Origin of the sequence: Cupriavidus numazuensis (assembly GCF_905397435.1) — a bacterium.
Taxonomy (GTDB): Bacteria; Pseudomonadota; Gammaproteobacteria; order Burkholderiales; family Burkholderiaceae; genus Cupriavidus; species Cupriavidus numazuensis.
In genome coordinates this window covers 89,277-112,180 of the sequence record NZ_CAJPVI010000032.1, presented here as the reverse complement: position 1 = coordinate 112,180, position 22,904 = coordinate 89,277, and the positions used below count along the sequence as shown (strand labels likewise).

The following is a 22,904-nucleotide window of genomic DNA, read 5'->3' as shown; positions in this document are numbered from 1 at the left end:
GATCTACAACTGAATTGCCGGTGCCTTCTGCTTAGTGGGCCGGGGCGCGTTCATTCCATCTTTTTGTCGCTCGGACAAAAAGTGACTCGCCGGCTACGCCGGCGAAACAGCGGCGCCTGCCAAGAACCAAGCCCCCCAAAATCCGGCGAGGACCCTTTCCCCAACAGCCACCCCCATCACCGCGAAATCGGCTTATACCGAATCCGCTTCGGCTTAGCCGCTTCCTCCCCAAGCCGACGCTTCTTATCCGCCTCGTACTCCTGGTAGTTCCCCGGGAAGAACTCCACATGCGAGTCGCCTTCAAACGCCAGGATGTGCGTAGCGATACGGTCCAGGAACCAGCGATCGTGCGAGATCACCATCACGCAGCCCGCGAATTCCAGCAGCGCGTCTTCGAGCGCGCGCAGCGTTTCCACGTCCAGATCGTTCGACGGTTCGTCAAGCAGCAGCACGTTGCCGCCGGCGATCAGCGTCTTGGCCATATGCAGGCGGCCACGTTCACCACCCGACAGCGTGCCGACCTGCTTCTGCTGGTCGCCACCCTTGAAGTTGAAGCGGCCGATATAGGCACGCGACGGCGTTTCGTAGCGGCCGACGGTCAGGACATCGGCGCCGCCCGAGATTTCCTCGAACACGGTCTTGGTGCCGTCGAGCGCATCGCGGCTCTGGTCCACGAAGGCCATCTTTACGGTCGGCCCGATCTTGATCTCGCCGCTGTCCGGCTGCTCCTTGCCCGTGAGCATCTTGAAGAACGTCGATTTACCGGCGCCGTTCGGGCCGATGATGCCGACGATGGCGCCCGGCGGCACCTTGAAGCTCAGGTTTTCGATCAGCATGCGGTCACCAAAACCCTTGCTGACGTTGTCGAATTCGATGACTTCGTTGCCCAGGCGCTCACCCACGGGAATGAAGATTTCCTGGGTTTCGTTGCGCTTCTGGTACTCCTGGCTGTTCAGCTCGTCAAAGCGCGCCAGACGCGCCTTGGACTTGGCCTGGCGGCCCTTCGGGTTCTGGCGCACCCATTCGAGTTCCTTGTGCAGCGCCTTCTGGCGTGCGGATTCGCTGGCTTCTTCCTGCTTGAGGCGCGCTTCCTTCTGGTCGAGCCACGAGCTGTAGTTGCCCTTCCAGGGAATGCCATGGCCACGGTCCAGTTCCAGGATCCACTCGGCGGCATTGTCGAGGAAGTAGCGGTCGTGGGTCACGGCCACCACGGTGCCCGGGAAGCGCGTCAGGAACTGCTCGAGCCAGTCCACCGATTCGGCGTCCAGGTGGTTGGTCGGTTCGTCGAGCAGCAGCATGTCGGGGCGCGACAGCAGCAGACGGCACAGCGCCACGCGGCGCTTCTCGCCACCCGACAGGTTGCCGATCGTCGCGTCCCACGGTGGCAGGCGCAAAGCGTCCGCGGCGATTTCAAGCTGCAGCTCGGCATTGTTGCCGTCGCTGGCGGCCAGGATGGCTTCGTACTTGGCCTGGTCGGCGGCGAGTGCGTCGAAGTCCGCATCCGGCTCGGCATAGGCCGCGTAGATCTCGTCGAGCTTCTTGCGCGCCTCGAATACGCCGCCCAGCGCTTCTTCGACCGATTCACGCACGGTCTGCTCGGGATCGAGCTGCGGTTCCTGCGGCAGGTAGCCGATGTTCAGGTTCGGCATCGGCGTGGCTTCGCCTTCGATCTCCTTGTCGAGGCCGGCCATGATCTTCAGCAGCGTGGACTTGCCCGAGCCGTTCAGGCCCAGCACGCCGATCTTGGCGCCGGGGAAGAAGGACAGCGAGATGTCCTTCAGGATGTGACGCTTGGGCGGAACGATCTTGCCCACGCGGTTCATGGTGAAAACGTACTGAGCCATGGAGTGCGGTGTCCGTGTGTTCAGGGAATTTGGGAATGGGCGGAGTTTAACAAAGCACGTGCCCCGCGGTCTGCGCAATGCTGGCGCGGCCGGTACAATCAAGGGTTCGCTTTCGCGCTAACCCGTTGATTTCATTCGACCATGAGCAAACCTGCCCTGACCCTGAAGTTCAAGTGCAAGAAGTGCACGAAGCCCGTCACGCTGTACCTGCAGAAGACGTCGGCCTGCTCGCACATCACCCCGTACCAGGGCTTCTGCAAGTGCGGCGAGATGATGCGCCACGCTACCGGCGATAAGGACGCGGTCGAGTCGTTCGTGAACTCGCTCGACAACAGCTGGATGCACCACCATCACCACCACCACTGATCCGCACGCAGTGAACGGCAACACCTGGCAGCCCGGCGCCAAGGACCCGATGCGCTTCCTCGGCGGTTATCCACCGGAAGTGCTCGACCAGGTGCGCGAACTCGCATCGGCCGGACGACTCGGCGACCATTTGGCGCGGCGCTACCCGCAGCGCCACGCGGTGCAGACCGACCGCGCGCTGTACGACTACGCCACGGAACTGAAGCAGGAATACCTGCGCAGTGCGCCGCCGCTGCACAAGGTCGGCTTCGATGCGACGCTGGACTCGGCGCACAAGGCGCTGGGCCTGCATACCGCGATCTCGCGCGTGCAAGGCGGCAAGCTCAAGGCAAAGAAGGAAATCCGGGTGGCGTCGCTGTTCAAGGACGCGCCGCCGGAATTCCTGCGCATGATCGTCGTGCACGAGCTCTCGCACCTGAAGGAGAGCGACCACAACAAGGCGTTCTACCGGCTCTGCGAACACATGGAGCCGCGCTACCACCAACTCGAATTCGATACGCGGCTGTGGCTCGCATGGCGCGAACTGGACCGCGCAGCGAAGGCATAAAGGCAGGTTGTTGCGGCAACCTCGGCCGCGCCTGCTTCGTGCACCGCAGCACACAAGCTGCTTGACGCTCCCGCGCGCCGCTATGTATAACGAGCGCGTGGGTAGAAGCGGTCGATTGGACAGCAGCGGCGCAATGCCGTGAGGTCCAACTGGAGATTGCTCACTGACGGAGTGTTTCGTCGGTGGCGCAGTTGTCCAACGTTCCCCTGACAAAGACTCCTGAAAACAGCATGCAAGGCGCTCCGCGGCGCTGTTTGTACGCGCGCGTTCGCCGCATGCGTGTCCAACCTAGTCATTGTTAGGGGATCTCCCATGATCATCGACACCAGCTGTTATCCGACGAACCTGGTGGACCTGGCCTGGCGCCACGATGGCGAGCCGTTCTCGGGCGAGCGCCTGATCCAGATGATGGACGGCCCGTTCACTATCAACGGTAAACCGCGCCGCATCGACAAGGCCTTTATCCAGCCGCCGCAAGGCAACACCATCTACACGTGGACCGACGGCGAGAAGTCGGGCAGCGAATCCATCGACGCGTACATGGCCTACACGGTCGAGATGGTGAAGAAGTACCCGGACCGCTTTATCGGCTGCTTCGTCTACAACCCGCGCTGCGGCGTGCAGAACGGCGTCAACGCGATCGAGCACTACGTGAAGACGCTCGGCTTCAAGATGGTCCAGTTCCAGGCCAATATGCACGCGTACCGGCCCGACCGCGCGCTCGACTGGCTGCGCCCCGCGCTGCAGAAATGCGCGGAACTCGGCGTGCTGGTCAAGCTGCATACCGGCGACGGCCCGTACAGCATCCCGACCGAATGGGTGCCGATGATGAAGGAGTTCCCGACCGTCAACTTCATCATGGCCCACTTCGGCGTGCAGACCGGCGGCGTGTATTGCTTCGAGCCGTTCCAGATGGCCATGGACATGCCCAACGTGTACTGCGAATCAGGCTGGTGCCTGCAGTCGCGCATCGTCGAGTTCGCCAAGGTGCTGCCGAAACACAAGATCCTGTTCGGCTCCGATACCCCGCCCAACGAGCCCGGCATGTGGCTGCGCCTGCTGGAAGTGCTGTGCTTCGAGCCGCCGCAAGGCCTGAACCTCGACGAAGACACGCTCGAGGACTACCTCGGCAACAACGTCGCCCGCATGATCGGCCTGGAGCCGACACCGGTGCCGCGCACCCTCGAGGAAGCCAGGGCGCGCCTGGCCGCATGAGCGCTACGCACTGTCAACGGACTCCGGAGCACACACCATGATCATCGACACCCACCTGCACCCGACCAACCTCGTCGACGAAGCCTGGCGCCACACGGGCGAGCCCTTCAACGGCGAGCGCATGCTCAAGATGATGGACGGCCCCTACATGATCAACGGCAAGCCGCGCCGCATCGACATGGGCTTTATCCAGCCGCCGCCGGGCAATACCGGCTACCGCGATGGCAACCGCCGCGGCCGCGAAGGCATCCGCGACTATATGGCCTATGTGGCGAGCCTGTGCCAGAAGTACCCTGACCGCTTTATCGGCAACTTCACGTTCAACCCGCGCTGGGGCCCGGAAGAAGGCGCGCAGGAGCTGGAATTCCATATCAAGGAATACGGCTTCAAGATGGTCAAGCTGCACGCCAACATGCACGGCTACCGGCCCGACCGCTGCCTGGACTGGCTGCGCCCCGCGATGAAGGTCTGCGCCAAGTACAACACCGTGGTGCTGATCCACACCGGCGACGGACCGTACACGATCCCGACCATGTTCTACCCGGTGATCCGCGAGTTCCCGATGGTCAATTTCATCATCGGGCACTTCGGCATCCAGACTGGCGGCAACTACTCGTTCGAGGCGTTCTGGATGGCGATGGACACGCCCAACGTGTATTGCGAGTCAGGCTGGTGCTTCCAGTCGCGCATCGTCGAGTTCGCGCGCGAGCTGCCGCGCAACAAGATCGTGTTCGGCACCGACACGCCGCCGAATGAGCCCGGCATGTGGCTGCGCGAGCTGGAAATGCTGTGCGGCCCTGCGCCGCAGGGCATGGATCTCGATGAGGACGGGCTCGAGGACTACATGGGCAACAACATCGCCCGGCTGGTCGGCATCGAACCCACTGCGCCGCCGAAGACGCAGCAAGAGGCACAGGCGCGGCTCAAGGACACCTACGCCAGCACGCGCTAAGCCACCACGTTGAAGTTCCGCGGGCATGGCACGGCGGCCGCGACGCGCGGCCGCCGGGGCAGCCTTCGCCGTGCCAACCCTGACGACAGGAGGCATTCATGAACTCGCCTTCCGCGCCCTTCGCTTCCGCATCGGCGCACAAGACTTTCCACGACACCTCGCAGGATTTCCACCAGTTCCTGGCCGCGTACCGCGAGGCGTTTCCCAATGATGTACTGCAGATCCGCGAACCGGTCAGCACCGATCAGGACCCGACCGCGCTGGTCTGGGCACTGGCCGCGCAGGGCCGCCATCCGGCGCTCGTATTCGAGCAGGTCGAAGGACTCGGCACGCCACTGGTCACTAATCTGTTCGCTTCGCGCGAGCGTGTGGGCCGCATGCTCGGCGGCGTGGCTCCAGCAGCCATCCATGCCGAGTATCAGGCGCGCAGCCGCCGCATGGTCGCGCCGCGCGTGCTGGAGAGCGGCGCAGTCACCGGCCATGTCGAGACGCGAAACATCGACTTGCGCACCATCCCGGCCATCCGCCACTTCGCGAGCGACCGCGGCCCGTACATCACCAATGCAATCCTGATCGCGGAAGACCCGGAGACCGGCATCGGCAACGCAAGCTTCCACCGCTCGATGCTGCATTCGCCGACCGACATCGCGACGAGCCTGCATTCGCGCGGGCACTTGTGGCGCATGCAGCAGCGCGCAGCCGAACTGGGCAAGCCCTTGCCGGTGGCGATGGTGATCGGCGCGCATCCGCTGTTCATGCTTGCGGGCGCCGCGCGGCTGCCGTTTGGCGTCGACGAGCGCTATGTCGCCGGCGGCCTGTTCGGCGCACCGATGGAGGCGGTACGCACGCCGCGCTACGGCATTCTTGTACCCGCACATGCCGAGATCGTGCTCGAAGGCGTGATCGATCCCGAGGCGCGTGTCGAGGAAGGTCCGTTCGGCGAGTTCACCGGCTATTCGTCGGACCGCTCGACCAACAACCTGCTGCGCGTGGAAAGCGTGATGCGGCGCACCGACGCGTGGCTCGTCGATGTGGTCGGCGGCAACTCGGCCGAGCACCTGAACCTCGGGCGAATCGCGCGCGAATCGGAGATGGTGGAAAAGCTCAGGGAGCGCTTCCCGAGCGTGACCGCCGTGCACTATCCGAGTTCTGGCACGCACTTCCATGCCTACGTCGCACTGCGCCAGAGCCGCCCCGGCGAAGCGCGCCAGGTGATGCTGGGGCTGCTCGGCTGGGACCCGTATCTCAAGACGGTGGTAGCTGTCGATGAAGACGTCGACATCACGCGCGACGAGGAAGTGCTGTGGGCCATGGCCACGCATCTGCAGCCGCATCTCGATGTGGTGGTGGTCGATGGCTTGCCCGGCAGCGCGCTGGACCCTTCGGCCTCCGGCGTCGGTACGACATCGCGCATGGGACTCGATGCCACGCGCGGGCCTAACTTCGACGGGGTGCGCGCGCGCATCGATGCAGCGGCGATGGAGCGGGCACTAGCGCTACTCGCGCGTATTGAACGCCTTGGAGCGCCGGAGCCGTGACGTTGCTCCCCTCTCCCGCCTGCGGGAGAGGGGTTGGGGAGAGGGTAGGCGCAGGCATCACCAATGCGCCTCGCTTCGTGGACGCTCCTGCCCTCTCCCCCGCCCCTCTCCCGCGCGCGGGAGAGGGGAGAAAACAGTTCATGTATTGGCAGTAGACAGTAAGGGATAACCCCTGAAACCGGCGGATTCATCGTCCAACCCGATCGATAAATCCGCCACGAGCATTGTTCCTGACCGCCCCCGCTGGCATGCTGGATTGATAGAACAGGACAGGCGCGGGCATGCAAGGGATGGCACTGACCATCCGCACACGATCGCCGGCGACCTTCGGGCGACACCGACGCAACCGAGCGCGACCGGCGTGGTACCGACCAATGGAGACAGCATGACCCCCAACCTGCAATCGCATGGGGCAGTCCCCGTGCATCCCGTCGATGAAATCCTGCCCGCCCCGCGGTTGCTCGCACTGGGCCTGCAGCATGTGCTGGTGATGTACGCCGGCGCCATTGCCGTGCCGCTGATCGTTGGCGGCGCGCTCAAGCTGCCCAAGGACCAGATCGCGTTCCTGATCGCCGCCGACCTGTTCTGCTGCGGGCTGGTGACGATAATCCAGAGCATCGGCATCTGGAAAGTCGGCATCCGCCTGCCCGTCATGATGGGCGTGACCTTCACGGCCATCGCGCCGATCATCGCGACCGGTTCCAATCCCGCGCTTGGCCTGCCCGCCGTGTTTGGCGCGGTGATGCTCGCCGGCATTTTCACCTTCATCGTGGCGCCGTACGTCGGCAAGATGGTGCGCTGGTTCCCGCCAGTAGTGACGGGCACCGTGGTGCTCGTGATCGGCATCTCGCTGATGCGTGTGGGCATCAACTGGGCCGCTGGCGGCAACCCGATGATCTCCACGCCCAACGGCCCCATGCCGAATCCGAACTTCGGCGTGCCGGTCAACATCGCCATTGCGACGGTCGTACTGCTGACTGTGCTGGCGCTGGTGGCGTTCGCCAAAGGCTTCCTGTGCAATGTCGCCGTGCTGATCGGCATCCTGACCGGCTTCGCGATTGCACTGTCGCTCGGCAAGGTCAGTTTCGACGGCCTTGCGGCCGCGCACTGGGTGGAACTGATCACGCCATTCCACTTCGGCTGGCCCACCTTCGATGCGATGACAACCGTCACGCTGTGCGTGGTGATGGTGGTGATCATGATCGAAGGCGTTGGGCAGTTCCTGGCGCTTGGCGAAATCGTCGGCCGGCCGGTGACCTGCGACGACCTGACGCGCGGCCTGCGTGCCGACGGCGTTGGCGCGCTCGTCGGTGCGGTGTTCAACACGTTCACCTACACGTCGTATGCGCAGAACGTCGGCCTGGTGCAGGTCACCGGCGTGCGCAGCCGCTGGGTCTGCGCGACGGCCGGCGCCATCCTGATCGTACTTGGCTGCCTGCCCAAGCTCGCATTCTTCGCAGCATCGATCCCACAGTACGTGCTGGGCGGCGCCGCGCTCGTGATGTTCGGCATGGTGGCGGCCACAGGCGTACGCATCCTGGGCCATGTGGATTTCGTCGAGAACAAGAAGAACGCCTACATCGTCGCGGTCAGCATTGCGCTCGGCATGATCCCGCTGGTGTCGGAGCGCTTCTTCGCACAACTGCCCGAGCTGCTGGCCAAGTTCTGCCAGAACGGCATCCTGCTCGGCACGCTGTCCGCGGTGCTGCTGAACGTGCTGTTCAATGCGCGCTCGCCGCAGCCGCAGGCCCACGGCCTTGCGAAAGAGCCCGCCTGACTAGCCGAGATTGCCGAGATTGCCGAGATTGCCGCGATTGCGCATCAGCAGGTCGCGGAAGCGCTGGGCCGGCGGCGACAGCGACCGGTCCGCGTGCACCAGCAGCGAGATCTCGCGATGGATCACCGGATCGGTCGGCATGACCGTGGCCAGTCCCAGCGCCTCGGTCAGCCGGGTCACTGCGGCGCTCATCACGGCGATGCCGAGGCCGGCCTCGACCATGCCGACCATCGTCAGCGGCAGCAGCACCTCATGCAGCCGCGACAGCGTGATGCCGCGCGCAGCAAGCGCGGTATCGAGGCAGTCGCGGATCGGATTGCCCTTGTGCGGACCGATCAACGGAATGGGTGCCACATCCTCCCAGCGCAGAGTTTTGCGCCGCAGCAGCGGATGGTCCGGCGGCATCACGATCACGAACGGATCCGTCGATAGCCGGTGCGCGGTCAGGTCGGGCTGCCCTTCCGGAATCGTGCCGATGCCGAAGTCGACCTCGCCCGAGCTGACCATCTTCGGCACCTCGTGCTCTGACACATCGTGGATATCAACCTTCACGCCCGGATGTCCAAGGCTGAACTCGCGAATGAAGCGCGGCAGCATCAGTGCCGCCTGGATCGACGAGGCCGCAATCGATACGCGCCCGCGGCCCAGCGTACGCAGCTCGCTCGATGTCTCGATTGCGCTGTCGATATCAGCCACTGCCTTCTTCACCAGCGGCAGCAACTCCTCGCCCGCCTGCGTGATGTGGAGCTGGCGCGTATGGCGATCGAACAGCTTCAGGCCGAGATTGTCTTCCAGCTCGTGGATCAGCGCGCTGACAGAAGACTGCGACAGGTCCAGCTTCTCCGCCGCGCGCGTGAAGTGCCGCTCCTGCGCAACCGCGATAAAGGCGCGCAGTTGCCGCAGCGACACGTTCATGTTGCCGATGTTGGCCACTTGTCTTCCTCCTGTGGTCAGGTGCGCGCCTGCTGCGGAGGTCCGCGCGGCGCATCTGATTCAGAGGGTAACACGATCAATTAATAGGTTTCGAGGTCTTTACCGATGATGGCCCTCGCACCATGATGGTTGCAACGGATGGCGCTGCAGGCCGCCGAAGCCCCCTCAGGAGAAGCGATGAGAGCGTTTGAATACTTCGAGCCGTCCACGCTTGCCGATGCTTCGGCAATGCTGCACCGCGCCGGCGGCAAGGCCACCGTGCTGGCTGGCGGCACCGACCTGCTCGTGCAGATCAAGGAGTCGGTGCGCAAGCCCGAGCAGGTCATCAACATCAAGAAGATCCCCGGCATGGACGTGCTCACGTTCGACCCGGTGAACGGGCTGCGCATCGGGGCGCTGGTGACGACACGGCAACTGGAAACCTGCGGCTTCGTGCAGCGGCACTACGCTGGCCTCGCCAAGGCGGTGACGGACTTCGCGTCGATCCAGGTGCGGCATCGCGCCACCGTGATCGGCAATGTGTGCCGCGCGTCGCCGTCGGCCGACTCCATCGCGCCGCTGGTTGCCGATCGTGCATCGGTGCATCTCTACGGACTGTCCGGCTCACGCGAAATGCGCGTGGAGGACTTCATCACCGGCGTCGGCAAGACCGCGATCGCACCGGACGAGATCGTGACGCGCATCACCGTGCCCGCGCCGCGCGCGCATACCGGCAAGGTCTATCTCAAGCATGGCCGGCGCGTGCAGATGGAACTGGCAACGGTGGGCGTGGCGGTATCGCTGACCATCGAGGAAGGCCGCTGTACAGACGCCAGCATCGTGCTCGCCGCGGTGGGGCCCACGCCGGTGCGCGCCGAACACGCCGAGGCGCTGCTGCGCGACCACCACCTCACCGATGCACTGATCCTGCAGGCCGCGCACGCCGCCACACGCGACGCGCGCCCGATCAGCGACGTGCGCGCGAGCGAAGCGTACCGCCGGCAGATGGTCAGCGTGCTCACGCGCCGCGCGCTCGAGGAAGCCCACAAACGCGCCCTGGAGGCCACGCCATGCGAAAAGTGATCGAACTCGTCATCAACAGCGAACCGCGCGAACTCGCGGTCGAGCCGCACGCGACGCTGCTGGATGCGCTGCGCAACGACGCCGGCCTCACCGGCACCAAGAAAGGATGTGACGTTGGCGAATGCGGCTCGTGCACCGTCATCGTCGACGGCAGGCCGATGAATGCGTGCCTGATGCTTGCCCCCGAGGCACATGGCTGCCAGCTCACCACGATCGAAGGCGTGCAGCCGTCGCCCGACACGGTGCATCCGATCCAGGAGCAGTTCATGCAATGCGGCGCCGCGCAGTGCGGCTTCTGCACGCCAGGCTTCGTGATGATGGCCAGGGCGCTACTCGAAGCGAACCCGCACCCGACGCGCGACGAGATCCGCTTTGCGATTGCCGGCAACATCTGCCGCTGCACGGGCTACACCAAGATCATCGAGGCGATCGAAAGGACCGCCGCCACGATGGCGAACGAGGAGGCATGATGACCCACGCCGTGATCGGACACAGCGTCAAGCGCACCGACCTGCTCGACAAGGTCACCGGCAATGCGAAGTACGTTGCCGACATGCCATTCGCCGGACTGCTGTTCGGCAAGATCAAGCGCTGCGAAGTTGCGCACGCGAAGATCCGTCGCATCGACACGTCGCGCGCGCTCGCGCTGCCCGGCGTCAAGGCGGTGCTCACGCACGATAACGTGCCGCGCGTGCTGCATGCGGGATCGCCGCATCCGCGCTCGGCGTCGGTGACGTGTGACCAGTACATCCTCGACGACAAGGTGCGCTACTGGGGAGAAGGCGTGGCCGCCGTGGCCGCGACGAGCGAAAACATCGCGGCGCGCGCGATCGAACTGATCGAAGTCGAATACGACACGCTGCCCGCCGTGTTCACCACCGAAGATGCCGAGCGCTCCGACGCGCCACGCATCCACGACCGCGAACCCGGCGGCAACCTGGTGCTGCCGCCTGTGATCGTCAAGCGCGGCGATGTCGAAGCCGGCTTTGCCGAAGCGGATTTCATCCTCGAAGGCATCTATGAAGGCGGCCGCCCTACCCCGGCCTACATGGAGCCGAACGTCTGCACCTGCAACTGGGACGGCAACGGCAATCTGACCGTGTGGATTTCCACGCAGACCGCATTCATGGTGCGCGGCATCATGGCCGAGGTGCTGGGCCTGCCGCTGCACAAGGTGCGCGTACTGGTCGACCATATGGGCGGCGGCTTCGGCGCGAAGCAGGATCTGTTTCAGCATGAGTTTCTTTGCGCCTTGATGGCGCGCGAGACGCGTCGGCCGGTGCGCATGGAATACACGCGAGAGGAAACCTTCCTCGGCGGACGCACACGCCATCCGGCAAAGATCTGGCTCAGGCAGGGCTTCCGCAACGACGGCACCATCACCGCGCGCCAGGCAAAGGTGGTGTTCAACTCCGGCGCGTATGGCTCACATGGCCCCGGCGTGACCAACGTCGGCACCGCAGCCATGGTCTCGCTGTACCGCTGCGACAACGTGCTGCTCGAAGGCCGCTGCGTCTACACCAACAGTCCCATCGCTGGCGCGTTTCGCGGCTATGGCGTGGTGCAGACGTACTATGCGCTCGACGTGCAGATGGACGAGGCAGCCGAACACCTCGGTATGGACCCCGCCGAGCTGAAACTGAAGAACGCCGTGCGCGAAGGCGATATCGCACCGTCCAATCACCCGCTGATCGGCCACGGGCTGGAAGCATGCATCCGCAAGGGCATGGAAGCCACCGGCTGGACCGAACTGCGGCAGCGCACACGCGAAACCGAAGGCCCGATCCGCACCGGCTGGGGCATCGGCTGCGAGATGCACGGCAGCAGCGCCTATCCGGGCATCAAGGAACAGGGCAACGCGATCATCAAGATGAACGAGGATGGCACCGTGGTGTTGCTGACCGGCGCTGCGGGCCTGGGCACCGGCGCGCACACGGCACTCGCGCAAATCGTGGCCGAGGAACTCACGCTGCCGTTCGAGTCGGTGTCTGTCGTCCATGGCGATACCGATGTGGTGCCTTGGGACATCGGCGCGTTTGCGAGCCATACGACCTACATGGTCGGCAAGGCCGCGCAGATGGCGGCGGGCGAGATCAAGCGGCAACTGTTCGACCGCACGGCGAAGCTGCTCGAATGCGAGCCCGATGCACTGACGCTTACCGCCGGCGTGATCGCCGTGCGCGACCGCGACGGCCCGACGCTGACGGTGCGCGAGGCCGTGATGCCGCGCAAGGGCATTCCGGCCGCGCAACTCGTAGGCACCGCCACGTATCATCCGACCAAGTCGTACTCGTTCGCCGCGCATTTCGTGCAAGTCGAAGTCGACACGGAAACGGGCTTCATCACCGTGAAGCAGGTAGTGCCCGTGCATGACGTCGGCAAGGTGATCCACCCCGTGGCGGCAGCCGGCCAGATCGAGGGCGGCATCCAGCAAGGCATCGGCCATACGCTGTACGAGGACTACCAGATCGACATGCGCACGGGCCGCTCGCTCAATGCCAACTTCGTCGACTACAAGATGCCGCTCGCGATGGACATGCCGGAGATCCACACCATCATCCTTGAGGCGGCGCCAGATCCCGGTGGACCGTTCGGTGCCAAGGGGGTGGGCGAAGACCCGATCGTTGCGATCGGACCGGCCATTTCCAACGCCGTGTTCGATGCGATCGGCGTGCGCTTCCGGCATTACCCGATCCGGCCCGAACAGGTGCTGCAGGCGCTGGCCCGGAAGGCGGTGGCATGACGAAGCGCCTTGTCGTCGCCATCACCGGAGCCAGTGGCGCAGTCTATGGGGTGCGCGTCCTCCAGGCGCTGTCGTCGCTGGCCGACTGGGAGACGCATCTGGTGTGCTCGCCCTCCGGCCTGCTGACCGCACACCATGAACTCGGCCTGCAGCGCCCGCAGATCGAGGCGATGGCCGATGTCGTGCACAACGTGCGCGATATCGGCGCAGCGATCGCGAGTGGCTCGTTCCGCTGCGACGGCATGGTGGTGGCGCCCTGCTCCATGCGCACGCTGGCCGCGATCGCGACGGGCATGGCCGACAACCTCGTCACGCGCGCCGCCGACGTGATGCTCAAGGAGCGGCGCCGGCTGGTGCTGCTCGCGCGCGAAACCCCGCTGCATCTCGTGCACCTGCGCAACATGACCACGGTCACCGAGATGGGCGCCATCGTGCTGCCGCCGCTACCTGCCTTCTACACGCATCCGCAGACCGTCGACGATATCGTCAACCACACCGTGGGCCGCGTGCTCGATCTGTTCGACGTCCCGCACGATGGGCTGGTGCAGCGCTGGGAAGGCCTGCGCCCTGCCATCGGCGCCGTATAGCCACCGCATCACGCTTCACTTATCGCCCCGGCAACCGGGGAACGCAGTCCGAATCAGGAGACAACATGACGCACCACGCCACCCAGCTGCCGCCCGTACCGGTCACCATCCTCACCGGCTTCCTGGGCTCGGGCAAGACCACGCTGCTGAACCATATCCTGACGCAGAAGCACGGGCACCGCATCGCGGTGATCGAGAACGAGTTCGGCGAGGTCGATGTCGACTCCGATCTGGTGATGACCTCCGATGAGGAGATCTACCAGATGACCAACGGCTGCATCTGCTGCGTGGTCGATGTGCGCACGGACCTCGTGCGCATCCTGCAGAAGCTGCTCGAGCGGCCCGAGCGCTTCGACCACATCCTCGTGGAGACCAGCGGACTGGCCGACCCGACGCCGGTGGCCGCGACCTTTTTCATGGACCATGAAGTTGCGCAGCAGGTAAGACTCGACGGCATCCTGACGCTCGTGGATGCGGTGCACATCGAAGATCACCTCGATGATCCGCAACTGACGGGGTTCGACAACCAGGCCGTGGACCAGATCGTCGCGGCGGATCGCGTCATCCTGAACAAGACCGATCTCGTCAGTGCCGCGCGGCTCGATGCGCTCGAAGCGCGCATCCACAAGCTCAACGAAGGTGCGCAGATCCTGCGGTCGAACTATGCACAGGTCGATCTCGGCAAGATCCTCGGCATCGGCGGGTTCACGCCGGGCATGGTGCAGATGGAGGATCACGGACATGCGCATCACGAGCACGATCATGCGGGCCATGTCTGCGACGAGCATTGCGACCATGCGCATGATGAGGCCGAGCATGGTCATCGTCATGATCCATCGGTGACATCGGTCTCGCTGGTGTTCGACCAGCCATTCGATCGCCAGCGGCTGGAACACGGATTGCGGGCGCTGCTCGCCGCGCAGGGCGACGACGTGTTCCGCATGAAGGGCATCGTCGCCGTGGCCGGCGATACGCAGCGCCATGTGCTGCAAGCCGTGCACCGGCTGATGGACTTCCACGCGGATGCGCCATGGGGCACCGACGTGCCGCAGAGCAAGTTCGTGTTCATCGGCCGCAACCTGGACAAGCAGCGGCTGCAGACACTGCTGAACGTTTGCATGCCGGTGCGCGTAGCGGAAGCGGCTTGATGTCCTTGGCGGGATAACTGGCTGAAGCGCGTCTCCGTCGTGGAGACCGCTTCAGCCCCGCGGCACCTGCAAGGTATCCGAAGGCAGTTCGCCGAACGCCTTGCGGTACTCGCGCGAGAACAGGCTCAGGTGCGTGAAGCCATGGCGCAACGCGATGGCGCTGACCATCCCCTTCGCCTGCGGTGCGTGCTGCAAGTCCACACGGGCAGCCTGCAGGCGCAGCAGCCGCAGATATTCCATCGGCGTCGTGTTCTTGCTCTTGCGGAACCCGAGCTGCAGCGTGCGCGCCGACACGCCGCAATGCACCGCGACCTGCTCCAGCGTGAGCGGCTGATCCAGATGCGTTCGGAGATACGCGATCGCGCCGCGGACATAGCCCGGCAACGTCGGCGCAAAACGACGCGGCAACATGCCACCGTCCGCGGCAAAGCGATCCAGCAGCAGCGTGGACAGCACGATGCGTTCGATGCTTGCATCCATCGCAGGCGCGCCGGTGCCTTCGCGCCGCACGCGCGTCTCTGCGCGCAGATAAGCCACCAGTGCCTGCCAGCGCTCGGCGCGGCCATCATCTGCGACCGGCTGCATGTCGAATTCGATCGGCGTTGGCGGATCGAAGCCGAACTGCTGGCGGAACGCTTCCTCGATCAACTGTCGGCGAATCACCACGCTGAAGCGCTCGCAGCCGCGATCGAGCGACAGGCTCGCCGGCACCGTGGGCGAGAACACGAACGTCGCGCCCGGCGGCATTTCAACCATGCCGTGCGGCGTATGCACGCGGCAGCGCCCCGCAAGCAACGTCTGGATCACGAACTCGTCCTTGCCCTGCTGCGGCTCGATATCCACGGCCTGGTTGTAGCCGATGGTCACCAGCGTCAAGCGGCCAATCGCACACGTATCGATGCACGCGTCGAGCGCAGCGTCATCCTCGGCCGCGCGCAGCCGCGTGGGCCCGAATACACGGCCGGACAGGGACTGGATGCGTTGCGCATCACTGGCGCGGCCGGTGCTGTTCGATGCAGCAGGAAGGGCTGGAATGGCTGGCATGCGGGGAGCGGGGGCAGGCAAGAAATGCCGCGTGGAAGCATCGTGTCCATCCTAGGGTCCGTGCCCGATCACCGCAAGCCAAGGGAAACCCCTGATGCCGCTTTCACGTGCGATTGCGGACGGATGCCATCGCCTTCGCAATTGCGCTATAAGCGCGCGGCGCACGCCGCTATCGTCCATGCATGCACCGGCGGCCAGCCGCAGCCGGCACGGTGCGAGCCCCCCCAACGACAGCGGCAGGAGACACCACCATGACAACTGCCGTGCACCCCGTCGATCAGATATTGCCCGCGCGCGCCATGGCGTCGCTGGGCTTCCAGCACATGCTGGTGAGCTACCTCGGCGCAATCGCCGTACCGATGATCGTCGCAAGCGCGCTGAAGATGACCACTGCGCAGACGACCATGCTGATCAGCACGGCGCTGTTCACTTCGGGCATCGCCACATTGCTCCAGACCGTAGGCTTCTGGAAGTTCGGCGTGCGGCTGCCGCTGATGCAAGGCGTGGCATTCAGCTCCGTCGCGCCGGTGATTGCGATTGGCAGCGACCCGTCGCTGGGCTTCAACGGCGTGTGCGGCGCCATCATCGGCGCAGGCGTGATCACGATGCTGCTGGCACCGGTGATCGGGCGGCTCAAGCGCTTCTTTCCGCCGGTGGTCAGCGGCTGCACCATCACCGCGGTGGGGCTGTCGCTGTTCCCGGTGTCGTTTCACTGGTTTGGCGGTGGGAGGGGTGCGCCGGATTTTGGCAGCCCCGTCTTTTTCGCGGTCGGCTTCGGTGTGGTGGCGCTGATCCTGCTCATCAACCGGCACCGCAGCGAACTGGTGCGCAACCTTGCGGTGATGATCGGCCTGCTCGTCGGAGGTGCCGTGGCGTGGATGCTCGGCATGGGCAACTTCGATGAAGTGTCGCGCGCGCCGTGGTTCACAATGGTGACGCCATTCGCGTTCGGCATGCCGGTCTTCGACATCGGCGCCATCACAACGATGGTGATCGTGATGGTCGTCCAGATGGTGGAATCGATGGGCCTGTTCGTGGCCGTCAGCGAGATCGTGAAGCGCCCCATCACCGAACAGGATGCCACGCGCGGCCTGCGCGCCAACGGGCTGGCGAGCGCCATCGGCGGCATGTTCGCGGCGTTTCCCTATATTGCATTCATGGAGAACGTGGGGCTGGTCATCGTCACCGGCGTGCGCAGCCGCTGGGTGGTTGCGACTTGCGGCGTGATGCTATGCGCGGTGGCGCTGGTGCCGAAGATCGGCTCGCTGTTCGCGTCGATCCCGCCCGCGGCGCTCGGCGGTGCGGCCATGGTGATGTTCGGCGTGGTCGTGGCAGCGGGCATCAAGACCCTGGGCCGCGTCGAATACGACCGCAACCCGGCCAACCTGTCGGTGGTCTCCATCACGCTGGCCTGCGCCATGATGCCCGTGATGCTGCCGTCGATGCTCGAGAAGCTACCCGGCTTCCTGCAGCCGTTCGTGCACAGCAGCGTGATCATCGCGTGCGTGGTCTCCGTGCTGCTGAACCTGCTGCTCAATGGCGTGCCCGCGCGCGACGAAAGCGAGCACCCGATCCATACCGATAACATCCAGGAGGTCTGAACATGGTGTCCACCGCTGCCGCCCCGACGGGCAATCTGCTGATCCGCAACGCCGCGGCCGTGATGACCGGGCGCGCTGGCGACGCCGCGCGCGCAGGGGCTGCCGATATTCGCGTGCAAGCGGGCCGCATCGCGGAAATCGGTCCTGCCCTGCCCCGTCACGAAGGCGAAGATGTGCTCGATGCCACCGGCTGCGTGATCTACCCGGGGTGGGTCAACACGCACCACCACCTATTCCAGAACCTGCTGAAGGCCGTGCCGGGCGGCATGAACGCCGACCTGCAGCAATGGCTTGCCGCTGTGCCCTATCCGCGACTCGCGCGCTTCACGCCGGATATCTTCCGCACGGCGGTGCGCCTCGGCATGGCCGAACTGCTGCTGTCGGGCACGACAACCTGCGCGGATCATCACTACCTGTACCACCACGGCCATGGCGCGGAAACCGGCGATGTGCTGTTCCAGGTCGCCGAAGAACTCGGCATGCGCCTCGTGCTATGCCGCGGCGGAGCCATCCAGTCCGCCGCCGACCATCCGGGCATGGCCGCGACCGCGCTGGTGCCCGAGACGCTTGACGAGATGCTGGCCGACATCGAGCGCCTGAAGGCGCGCTACCACGATGCCTCCGCCGACGGCCTGCGCCGCGTGGTGGTCGCGCCAACCACGCCGACGTTCTCGCTGCCGCCGGTGCTGCTGCGCGAACTATCGGCCTTCGGCCGCGGCATGGACCTGCGCCTGCACTCGCACCTGTCCGAGACCGATAACTATGTGCGCTTCTGCCGCGAGAAATACCAGTGCACGCCGGTGCAGTTCGTGGCCGACCACGACTGGCTCGGGCCCGATGTGTGGTTCGCGCATCTGGTCACGGTCACCCCCGAGGAGATCCGCATGCTCGCGGTGACCAACACCGGCATGGCGCATTGCCCCGTGAGCAATGCGCGGCTGGGCAGCGGCATCGCGCCCGTTCGCAAGATGGCCGATGCGGGCGTGCCGATATCGCTGGGCGTCGATGGCGTGGCGTCCAACGAGTCCGGCAGCATGGTGCATGAAGCGAATTTCGCGTGGCTGGTGCACCGTGCGGCGGGCGGCGCCGCGCAAACGCGCGTGGAGGAAGTCGTCCACTGGGGCACGGCGGGTGGCGCGCGCGTATTGGGGTTGCCCGGCATTGGCACGCTTGCGCCGGGACAGTCAGCGGATCTTGCGATCTACGATGTGAGCGGCCTGCGCTTCCACGGCTTCCACGACATCGCCACCGCACCGGTGGCGGCCGGCGAACCTACGCCTGTGCGGCATGTCTTCGTACGCGGCAGGCAGGTTGTGCGCGATGGCGAGGTTGTCGGGCTAGACCTCGGCAGACTGCGCGAGGATGCTCAGCGCGCGCTGGCAGCGCTGTTGGACTGAGTGGGAAACGCTCGCTGCGCGGTCGGTCGACCTGCCACGCAGCGAGCGCGCAAGGCTATCGCGACAACACCCACGTTGCCAGCGTCTTCAGGTCGGCATCGTCGAGTTGCGGGAACGCCGGCATCGGCACCTGTCCCCACTTGCCGCTGCCGCCGCTGCGGATGCTCTGCATCAGCTTGCCGGTGGCGTCGGCGTTGCCTGCGTATTTGGCTGCCACCTCATGGAACGCCGGGCCCACCACCTTCTTGTCGACCGCATGGCACGCGCTGCACTGGTTGGCACCGAGCAGCGTGTCCACCGAACGCGGCGCGCCGCCGGCCGCCGCCGCGGCAGGTGCAGCGGGCGCTGCCGCCGCGACCGGCGTGGCACTGCCGCGCTCGGCGCCGTAGGTCTTGACCAGGTAGTCGACGATCGGCGGGATGTCTTCGTCGCGCAGCGGCGCGCCGAACGGCTTCTTCATCTTCTTGACGGTCGCGTCCCAGTAGGCGCGTGACGATGTCAGCGGCTGGGTCTCGGCGTACTGGGCCGAATGGCAGGTCATGCAATTCTGCTGCACCAGCCGGTAGCCTGGCAGGTCGCTGGGGCGATAGGCCGCGGTCTCGGCCGGCAGGGTGACTTCCAGCGCCATGGCCGGGACGGCACAGGCCGCGAACACAGCGGCGATCAGAGGCTTCATATTCATCATGTCGCCCTCCCTCAGACCGCAGTGACGCGCGTGGTCTCGACCACGTTGCGCATATAGCCGGGCGGATTCCACAGCGCCTCCATCGGCTGGCTCTGGCCGGCGCGGTTCACGGCGCGCACGCGCAAGTCAAGATTGCCGCGACGCGGCGGCCGCAGCACGGCCGTCCATTCGCGGAACGAGTAGCGGCCCAGGTCCTGTCCGAGCTTTGCCGATTGCCAGGAACGGCCGCCATCCGCCGAGAAACCGACTTCGCTAATACCGTAGCCGCCGTCGAAGGCAATGCCACGTACCACCGTCTCGCGGCCCGTCGGCACCTTGGCGCCGTCCGCCAGGCTGGTGATGAACGAACGCACGGTGAAGCGCCCGATCGGCGTGGTGGCCGAAGGCGCCGTGCCGGGCGCCACGCAGGCACACGGGTTCGCCGGGATGCGGTAGGCAGAGGCCATCCAGAAGCCATCGAAGACCTTGTCCACCACCTGGATGTCCGACAGGTGCTTCACCCAGTACGTGCCGTAGTGCCCGGGCACCACGAGCCGCAGCGGATAGCCGTTGAGCATCGGCAGGTCCGCGCCGTTCATCGCCCAGGCCAGCATCACCTCGCCGTCGAGCGCGTGGTCGATGTTCAGCGCCTTGACGAAGTCCGGGCCGCCTTCGAGCGGCGGCTTGTCCATGCCGTTGAAGGTCACCTGTACCGCACCCGGCTGCACCCCGGCCTTTTCCAGCACCTTCCTGAGCGGCACGCCGGTCCAGCGCGCATTGCCCATCGCACCATTGCCAAGCTGGCCGCCGTTGACGCGCGGGTCAAAGAAGCCGCGGCTGTTGCCCGAGCACTGGTTCACGGCCACGATCTCGACCGGATCCGCGAGCGTCTTCAAATCCGCCAGCGACAGTTCCAGCGGCGCCTTCACATGGCCGCCGACGCGCAGGCGATAGGTCTGCGGATCGATCGACGTTGGAATCCCGCTCCAGTGGTAGCGCACGAAGAACGCGTCATTCGGCGTAAGAACCCCCTCGTTGAACACGCTGAACGGCGTTTCGAGCTGCGGCGGACGGTTCGTCAGCAGGATCAGCGGGCGCTTCTGCGGGAAGGCGACCAGTTCACGCTCGCCGTTGGCAAACGGCATGGTGACCTTGGCCGGCGTGGCGGCGAACGCGTCGAACGCGGTGGCGCCGAGCGTGGCCTGGGCCATCAGGGCGCCGGCGCCTTGCAGGAACTTACGGCGGCCCGAAGCGCGACCGCTGCCAGGCATGTGGGGCGAGTTCATTGTCTGCTCCTGTTGTTCTGAATCTGCAGTCCACTTTAGAACCCGTTTCATAAAGGGGAAGGGTCGACCTACTCTTTATGTGAAATGGGCTCTCAGGACGGGTGACGGATTTTCCCCAGCAGGAGGGGGCCGCGTATAACGCGTTATTTCGGTAAGGGTTATCGGGGAAACGGATGGGCGAACGAAGAGACGGCCCGCGGGCCGACAAGAAGAAACGAAATAGCCACAATTAAGGCATCCTGCTTACAATTGCCTGAGGCAACCCACTGCCAGACGGTCGTCGCACCGGGTCCGCGACAGCTTCTCCACCGCTGGCACAGCATCGATAAGCCGAGAGCAACAGGGTATGGCCACACTAATTCCTGCGCTGGGTTCGGTCACGTCGCGCATGACCGGTGGTGAAAGACGCTTCGCCGAACGGCTCGAGGCCAAGCTGGAGGACGACTACCTGTGCTGGTACGACGTCGCCATCGGCGAGAAGACCCGGCATCCGGATTTCATCGTCTTTCACCCCAGCCGCGGCCTGCTGATCCTGGAAGTCAAGGACTGGCGCCTGGATACGATCCGGGAGATCGACCAGCGCAACGTCACGCTGCTGACCCAGCGCGGGCTCGTGCATGAGCTGAACCCGCTCGAGCAGGCGCGGCAGTTCATGTACTTCGTCACCGAATTGCTGCAACGCGACGAGCAATTGGTCTGGCCAACGGGATCGCTGAAGGGCAAGCCATTCTTCCCGTACGGGCACGGCGTCGTGCTCGCCAATATCACGCGGGCCCAGTTCGACAAGACCAATCTTGGCGAAGTCCTGCCCCCTCACCTGGTGATCTGCCAGGACGAGATGTACGAGAGCGTTGATGCGGAGGCCTTCCAGAAACGGATGTGGGAGATGTTCCCCGTCAAGTTCACGTTCAAGCTGTCGCTGCCGCAGATCGACCGGATTCGCTGGCATCTCTTTCCGCAGATCCGCATGCCCGAGCAGCGCAGTCTTTTTCCCGAAGATGCGACGGACGCCCAGGAAATGCCTGACATCCTGCGCGTCATGGATCTGCAGCAGGAACAACTGGCCAGAAGTCTCGGAGAGGGCCACCGCATCATCCACGGCGTGGCGGGATCGGGCAAGACGATCATCCTTGGCTACCGGGCGGAACACCTCGCCAAGGTCGTCCATCGTCCGATCCTCGTACTCTGCTTCAACCGGACACTGGCAGCCCGACTGGCCGGAACCATGCAGGACAAGGGCATCGGGAACAAGGTCCACGTCCACAATTTCCATTCCTGGTGTTCGCGGCAGCTCAAGGCTTTCCATGTCGACGAGCCGAAAGGTCCGAGAAACGCGGCGTTCTACGACGCCATGGTTGACCGCGTCATCCGCGGTGTCGACACCCGGGCGATTCCTGCAGGGCAATACGATGCCGTACTGATCGATGAAGGCCACGACTTCCGCCCAGAGTGGTTCAAGCTCATCGTCCAGATGGTGAACCCCGAGACCAACTCGCTGCTGGTCCTGTATGACGACGCCCAATCGATCTACGGAGGCACCAGCAAGCGCAAATTCACGTTTGCGAGCGTTGGCATCAAAGCAAGCGGCCGCACGACCATCCTCAAACTCAACTACCGCAATACGCGCGAAATCCTGCGGGTTGCTCGCAAGTTTGCCGATGAACTGCTGGCGCCAAAGGAAGCCCCGGAAGACGAAGCACCCACCGTGCAGCCAGTCGCCGCCGGGCGCCAGGGTCCGAAGCCGCTATTGCTCGAACTGCCGACGCTGCAGGACGAGGCAAACCGGATCGCGACGATTCTTCTCGATGAGAACCGGACAGGCACGCCCTGGAAAGATATGGCAGTCGTGTACCGGCATCTCGATATGGTGGAGCCGCTCGTCGGCATCCTGGAACGCAAAGGCATTCCGTTTGAAATGCCGCAGAAGAGCAAGCGGTTCATGCCCGGTGCCGATACCGTCAAGGTCGTCACGATGCACAGCAGCAAGGGTCTGGAGTTTCCTCTCGTCTGCATTCCGGCGACGGGCATGCCGCACAGGTACGAAGAATCGCTCGAGGATGAGGCGCGCCTGCTCTATGTCGCGATGACGCGGGCTACTCGGCAACTGGTGATGACCTGCGGAGAAAGCTCGAGGTTTGCCGGAAAGCTCAGAGAAGCCATCGCGCGGCTCGCCTGAGGTCATGGCTTCAGGCGGCGGAGG

19 protein-coding genes are annotated in these 22,904 nt (G+C 64.9%); 14 read left to right on the top strand and 5 right to left on the bottom strand.

All coding sequences use genetic code 11. From position 1 onward, the window contains the following. Positions 1-176 precede the first annotated feature (176 nt). Positions 177-1,844, bottom strand: coding sequence for an energy-dependent translational throttle protein EttA (ettA, locus tag KHO41_RS24135; protein ID WP_211955775.1), 1,668 nt, complete (start codon positions 1,842-1,844; stop codon positions 177-179). A gap of 141 nt (positions 1,845-1,985) precedes the next feature. Between ettA and KHO41_RS24130 the strand changes: the two genes are divergently transcribed. The 6 genes from KHO41_RS24130 to KHO41_RS24105 all read left to right on the top strand — a co-directional run bounded on the left by KHO41_RS24130 (position 1,986) and on the right by KHO41_RS24105 (position 8,239). After that, positions 1,986-2,210, top strand: a complete 225-nt coding sequence (locus KHO41_RS24130) for a hypothetical protein (RefSeq protein WP_010812270.1) — start codon at positions 1,986-1,988, stop codon at positions 2,208-2,210. 49 nt (positions 2,211-2,259) lie between these two features. After that, entirely contained in the window at positions 2,260-2,757 is a 498-nt protein-coding gene (locus KHO41_RS24125) for a M48 metallopeptidase family protein (protein WP_211955783.1), read from the top strand. Between the two features lie 312 nt (positions 2,758-3,069). Further along, the gene (locus KHO41_RS24120) at positions 3,070-3,972 is read left to right on the top strand and encodes an amidohydrolase family protein (protein WP_011299213.1); all 903 of its coding nucleotides are present in this window, start codon (positions 3,070-3,072) and stop codon (positions 3,970-3,972) included. A 37-nt stretch (positions 3,973-4,009) separates the two neighbouring features. Beyond that, complete coding sequence (locus KHO41_RS24115) at positions 4,010-4,924, top strand: amidohydrolase family protein (RefSeq protein WP_011299214.1); 915 nt, start codon at positions 4,010-4,012, stop codon at positions 4,922-4,924. A gap of 98 nt (positions 4,925-5,022) precedes the next feature. Further along, positions 5,023-6,462, top strand: a complete 1,440-nt coding sequence (locus KHO41_RS24110; RefSeq protein WP_211955774.1) for a UbiD family decarboxylase — start codon at positions 5,023-5,025, stop codon at positions 6,460-6,462. 385 nt (positions 6,463-6,847) lie between these two features. Further along, on the top strand, positions 6,848-8,239 hold the full coding sequence (locus KHO41_RS24105) for a nucleobase:cation symporter-2 family protein (protein ID WP_211955773.1): 1,392 nt from the start codon (positions 6,848-6,850) through the stop codon (positions 8,237-8,239). Here the strand turns inward: KHO41_RS24105 and KHO41_RS24100 are convergent, their stop codons facing one another. Further along, positions 8,240-9,172, bottom strand: a complete 933-nt coding sequence (locus KHO41_RS24100; RefSeq protein WP_244874001.1) for a LysR family transcriptional regulator — start codon at positions 9,170-9,172, stop codon at positions 8,240-8,242. A gap of 177 nt (positions 9,173-9,349) precedes the next feature. Between KHO41_RS24100 and KHO41_RS24095 the strand changes: the two genes are divergently transcribed. The 5 genes from KHO41_RS24095 (at position 9,350) to KHO41_RS24075 (ending at position 14,712) form a co-directional block, all read left to right on the top strand. Next, positions 9,350-10,234 carry an FAD binding domain-containing protein gene (locus KHO41_RS24095; RefSeq protein WP_211955772.1) on the top strand — a complete coding sequence of 295 codons (885 nt, stop codon included), beginning with the start codon at positions 9,350-9,352 and terminating at the stop codon, positions 10,232-10,234. After that, positions 10,222-10,704 (top strand): (2Fe-2S)-binding protein, encoded by a 483-nt coding sequence (locus KHO41_RS24090; RefSeq protein WP_211955771.1) that lies wholly within the window; start codon positions 10,222-10,224, stop codon positions 10,702-10,704. Before KHO41_RS24095 ends, KHO41_RS24090 begins: the two co-directional genes overlap by 13 nt. Continuing rightward, positions 10,704-12,977 carry a xanthine dehydrogenase family protein molybdopterin-binding subunit gene (locus tag KHO41_RS24085; protein WP_211955781.1) on the top strand — a complete coding sequence of 758 codons (2,274 nt, stop codon included), beginning with the start codon at positions 10,704-10,706 and terminating at the stop codon, positions 12,975-12,977. The genes KHO41_RS24090 and KHO41_RS24085 overlap by 1 nt, the downstream gene beginning before the upstream one ends. Next, complete coding sequence (locus KHO41_RS24080; protein ID WP_211955770.1) at positions 12,974-13,564, top strand: UbiX family flavin prenyltransferase; 591 nt, start codon at positions 12,974-12,976, stop codon at positions 13,562-13,564. The genes KHO41_RS24085 and KHO41_RS24080 overlap by 4 nt, the downstream gene beginning before the upstream one ends. A 65-nt stretch (positions 13,565-13,629) precedes the next feature. Further along, the gene (locus KHO41_RS24075; RefSeq protein ID WP_211955769.1) at positions 13,630-14,712 is read left to right on the top strand and encodes a CobW family GTP-binding protein; all 1,083 of its coding nucleotides are present in this window, start codon (positions 13,630-13,632) and stop codon (positions 14,710-14,712) included. 51 nt (positions 14,713-14,763) lie between these two features. Here the strand turns inward: KHO41_RS24075 and KHO41_RS24070 are convergent, their stop codons facing one another. Further along, a complete protein-coding gene (locus tag KHO41_RS24070) occupies positions 14,764-15,756 on the bottom strand; it encodes a helix-turn-helix transcriptional regulator (protein WP_211955768.1) in 993 nt (330 codons plus the stop codon). Positions 15,757-16,007: 251 nt separating this feature from the next. Between KHO41_RS24070 and KHO41_RS24065 the strand changes: the two genes are divergently transcribed. Both KHO41_RS24065 and KHO41_RS24060 read left to right on the top strand, forming a co-directional pair. Continuing rightward, positions 16,008-17,357: a nucleobase:cation symporter-2 family protein gene (locus KHO41_RS24065; protein WP_211955767.1), complete on the top strand. Its 1,350-nt coding sequence runs from the start codon at positions 16,008-16,010 to the stop codon at positions 17,355-17,357. A 2-nt stretch (positions 17,358-17,359) separates the two neighbouring features. Then, positions 17,360-18,754 (top strand): amidohydrolase family protein, encoded by a 1,395-nt coding sequence (locus KHO41_RS24060; RefSeq protein ID WP_211955766.1) that lies wholly within the window; start codon positions 17,360-17,362, stop codon positions 18,752-18,754. 55 nt (positions 18,755-18,809) lie between these two features. Here KHO41_RS24060 and sorB read toward each other — a convergent pair whose 3' ends face one another. Beyond that, positions 18,810-19,439 carry a SorB family sulfite dehydrogenase c-type cytochrome subunit gene (gene sorB / locus KHO41_RS24055; protein ID WP_244874000.1) on the bottom strand — a complete coding sequence of 210 codons (630 nt, stop codon included), beginning with the start codon at positions 19,437-19,439 and terminating at the stop codon, positions 18,810-18,812. 11 nt (positions 19,440-19,450) lie between these two features. Next, positions 19,451-20,689: a SorA family sulfite dehydrogenase catalytic subunit gene (gene sorA / locus KHO41_RS24050; RefSeq protein ID WP_376989639.1), complete on the bottom strand. Its 1,239-nt coding sequence runs from the start codon at positions 20,687-20,689 to the stop codon at positions 19,451-19,453. A gap of 361 nt (positions 20,690-21,050) precedes the next feature. Between sorA and KHO41_RS24045 the strand changes: the two genes are divergently transcribed. Next, complete coding sequence (locus KHO41_RS24045; protein ID WP_211955764.1) at positions 21,051-22,880, top strand: DEAD/DEAH box helicase; 1,830 nt, start codon at positions 21,051-21,053, stop codon at positions 22,878-22,880. Positions 22,881-22,904: the final 24 nt, after the last annotated feature.

Bases quoted from the DNA above. Each gene is read 5' to 3' on its own strand.
- ettA (WP_211955775.1), bottom strand. From the start codon at position 1,844: ATGGCTCAGTACGTTTTCACCATGAACCGCGTGGGCAAGATCGTTCCG.
- KHO41_RS24130 (WP_010812270.1), top strand. From the start codon at position 1,986: ATGAGCAAACCTGCCCTGACCCTGAAGTTCAAGTGCAAGAAGTGCACG.
- KHO41_RS24125 (WP_211955783.1), top strand. From the start codon at position 2,260: ATGCGCTTCCTCGGCGGTTATCCACCGGAAGTGCTCGACCAGGTGCGC.
- KHO41_RS24120 (WP_011299213.1), top strand. From the start codon at position 3,070: ATGATCATCGACACCAGCTGTTATCCGACGAACCTGGTGGACCTGGCC.
- KHO41_RS24115 (WP_011299214.1), top strand. From the start codon at position 4,010: ATGATCATCGACACCCACCTGCACCCGACCAACCTCGTCGACGAAGCC.
- KHO41_RS24110 (WP_211955774.1), top strand. From the start codon at position 5,023: ATGAACTCGCCTTCCGCGCCCTTCGCTTCCGCATCGGCGCACAAGACT.
- KHO41_RS24105 (WP_211955773.1), top strand. From the start codon at position 6,848: ATGACCCCCAACCTGCAATCGCATGGGGCAGTCCCCGTGCATCCCGTC.
- KHO41_RS24095 (WP_211955772.1), top strand. From the start codon at position 9,350: ATGAGAGCGTTTGAATACTTCGAGCCGTCCACGCTTGCCGATGCTTCG.
- KHO41_RS24090 (WP_211955771.1), top strand. From the start codon at position 10,222: ATGCGAAAAGTGATCGAACTCGTCATCAACAGCGAACCGCGCGAACTC.
- KHO41_RS24085 (WP_211955781.1), top strand. From the start codon at position 10,704: ATGACCCACGCCGTGATCGGACACAGCGTCAAGCGCACCGACCTGCTC.
- KHO41_RS24080 (WP_211955770.1), top strand. From the start codon at position 12,974: ATGACGAAGCGCCTTGTCGTCGCCATCACCGGAGCCAGTGGCGCAGTC.
- KHO41_RS24075 (WP_211955769.1), top strand. From the start codon at position 13,630: ATGACGCACCACGCCACCCAGCTGCCGCCCGTACCGGTCACCATCCTC.
- KHO41_RS24070 (WP_211955768.1), bottom strand. From the start codon at position 15,756: ATGCCAGCCATTCCAGCCCTTCCTGCTGCATCGAACAGCACCGGCCGC.
- KHO41_RS24065 (WP_211955767.1), top strand. From the start codon at position 16,008: ATGACAACTGCCGTGCACCCCGTCGATCAGATATTGCCCGCGCGCGCC.
- KHO41_RS24060 (WP_211955766.1), top strand. From the start codon at position 17,360: ATGGTGTCCACCGCTGCCGCCCCGACGGGCAATCTGCTGATCCGCAAC.
- sorB (WP_244874000.1), bottom strand. From the start codon at position 19,439: ATGATGAATATGAAGCCTCTGATCGCCGCTGTGTTCGCGGCCTGTGCC.
- sorA (WP_376989639.1), bottom strand. From the start codon at position 20,689: ATGCCTGGCAGCGGTCGCGCTTCGGGCCGCCGTAAGTTCCTGCAAGGC.
- KHO41_RS24045 (WP_211955764.1), top strand. From the start codon at position 21,051: ATGGCCACACTAATTCCTGCGCTGGGTTCGGTCACGTCGCGCATGACC.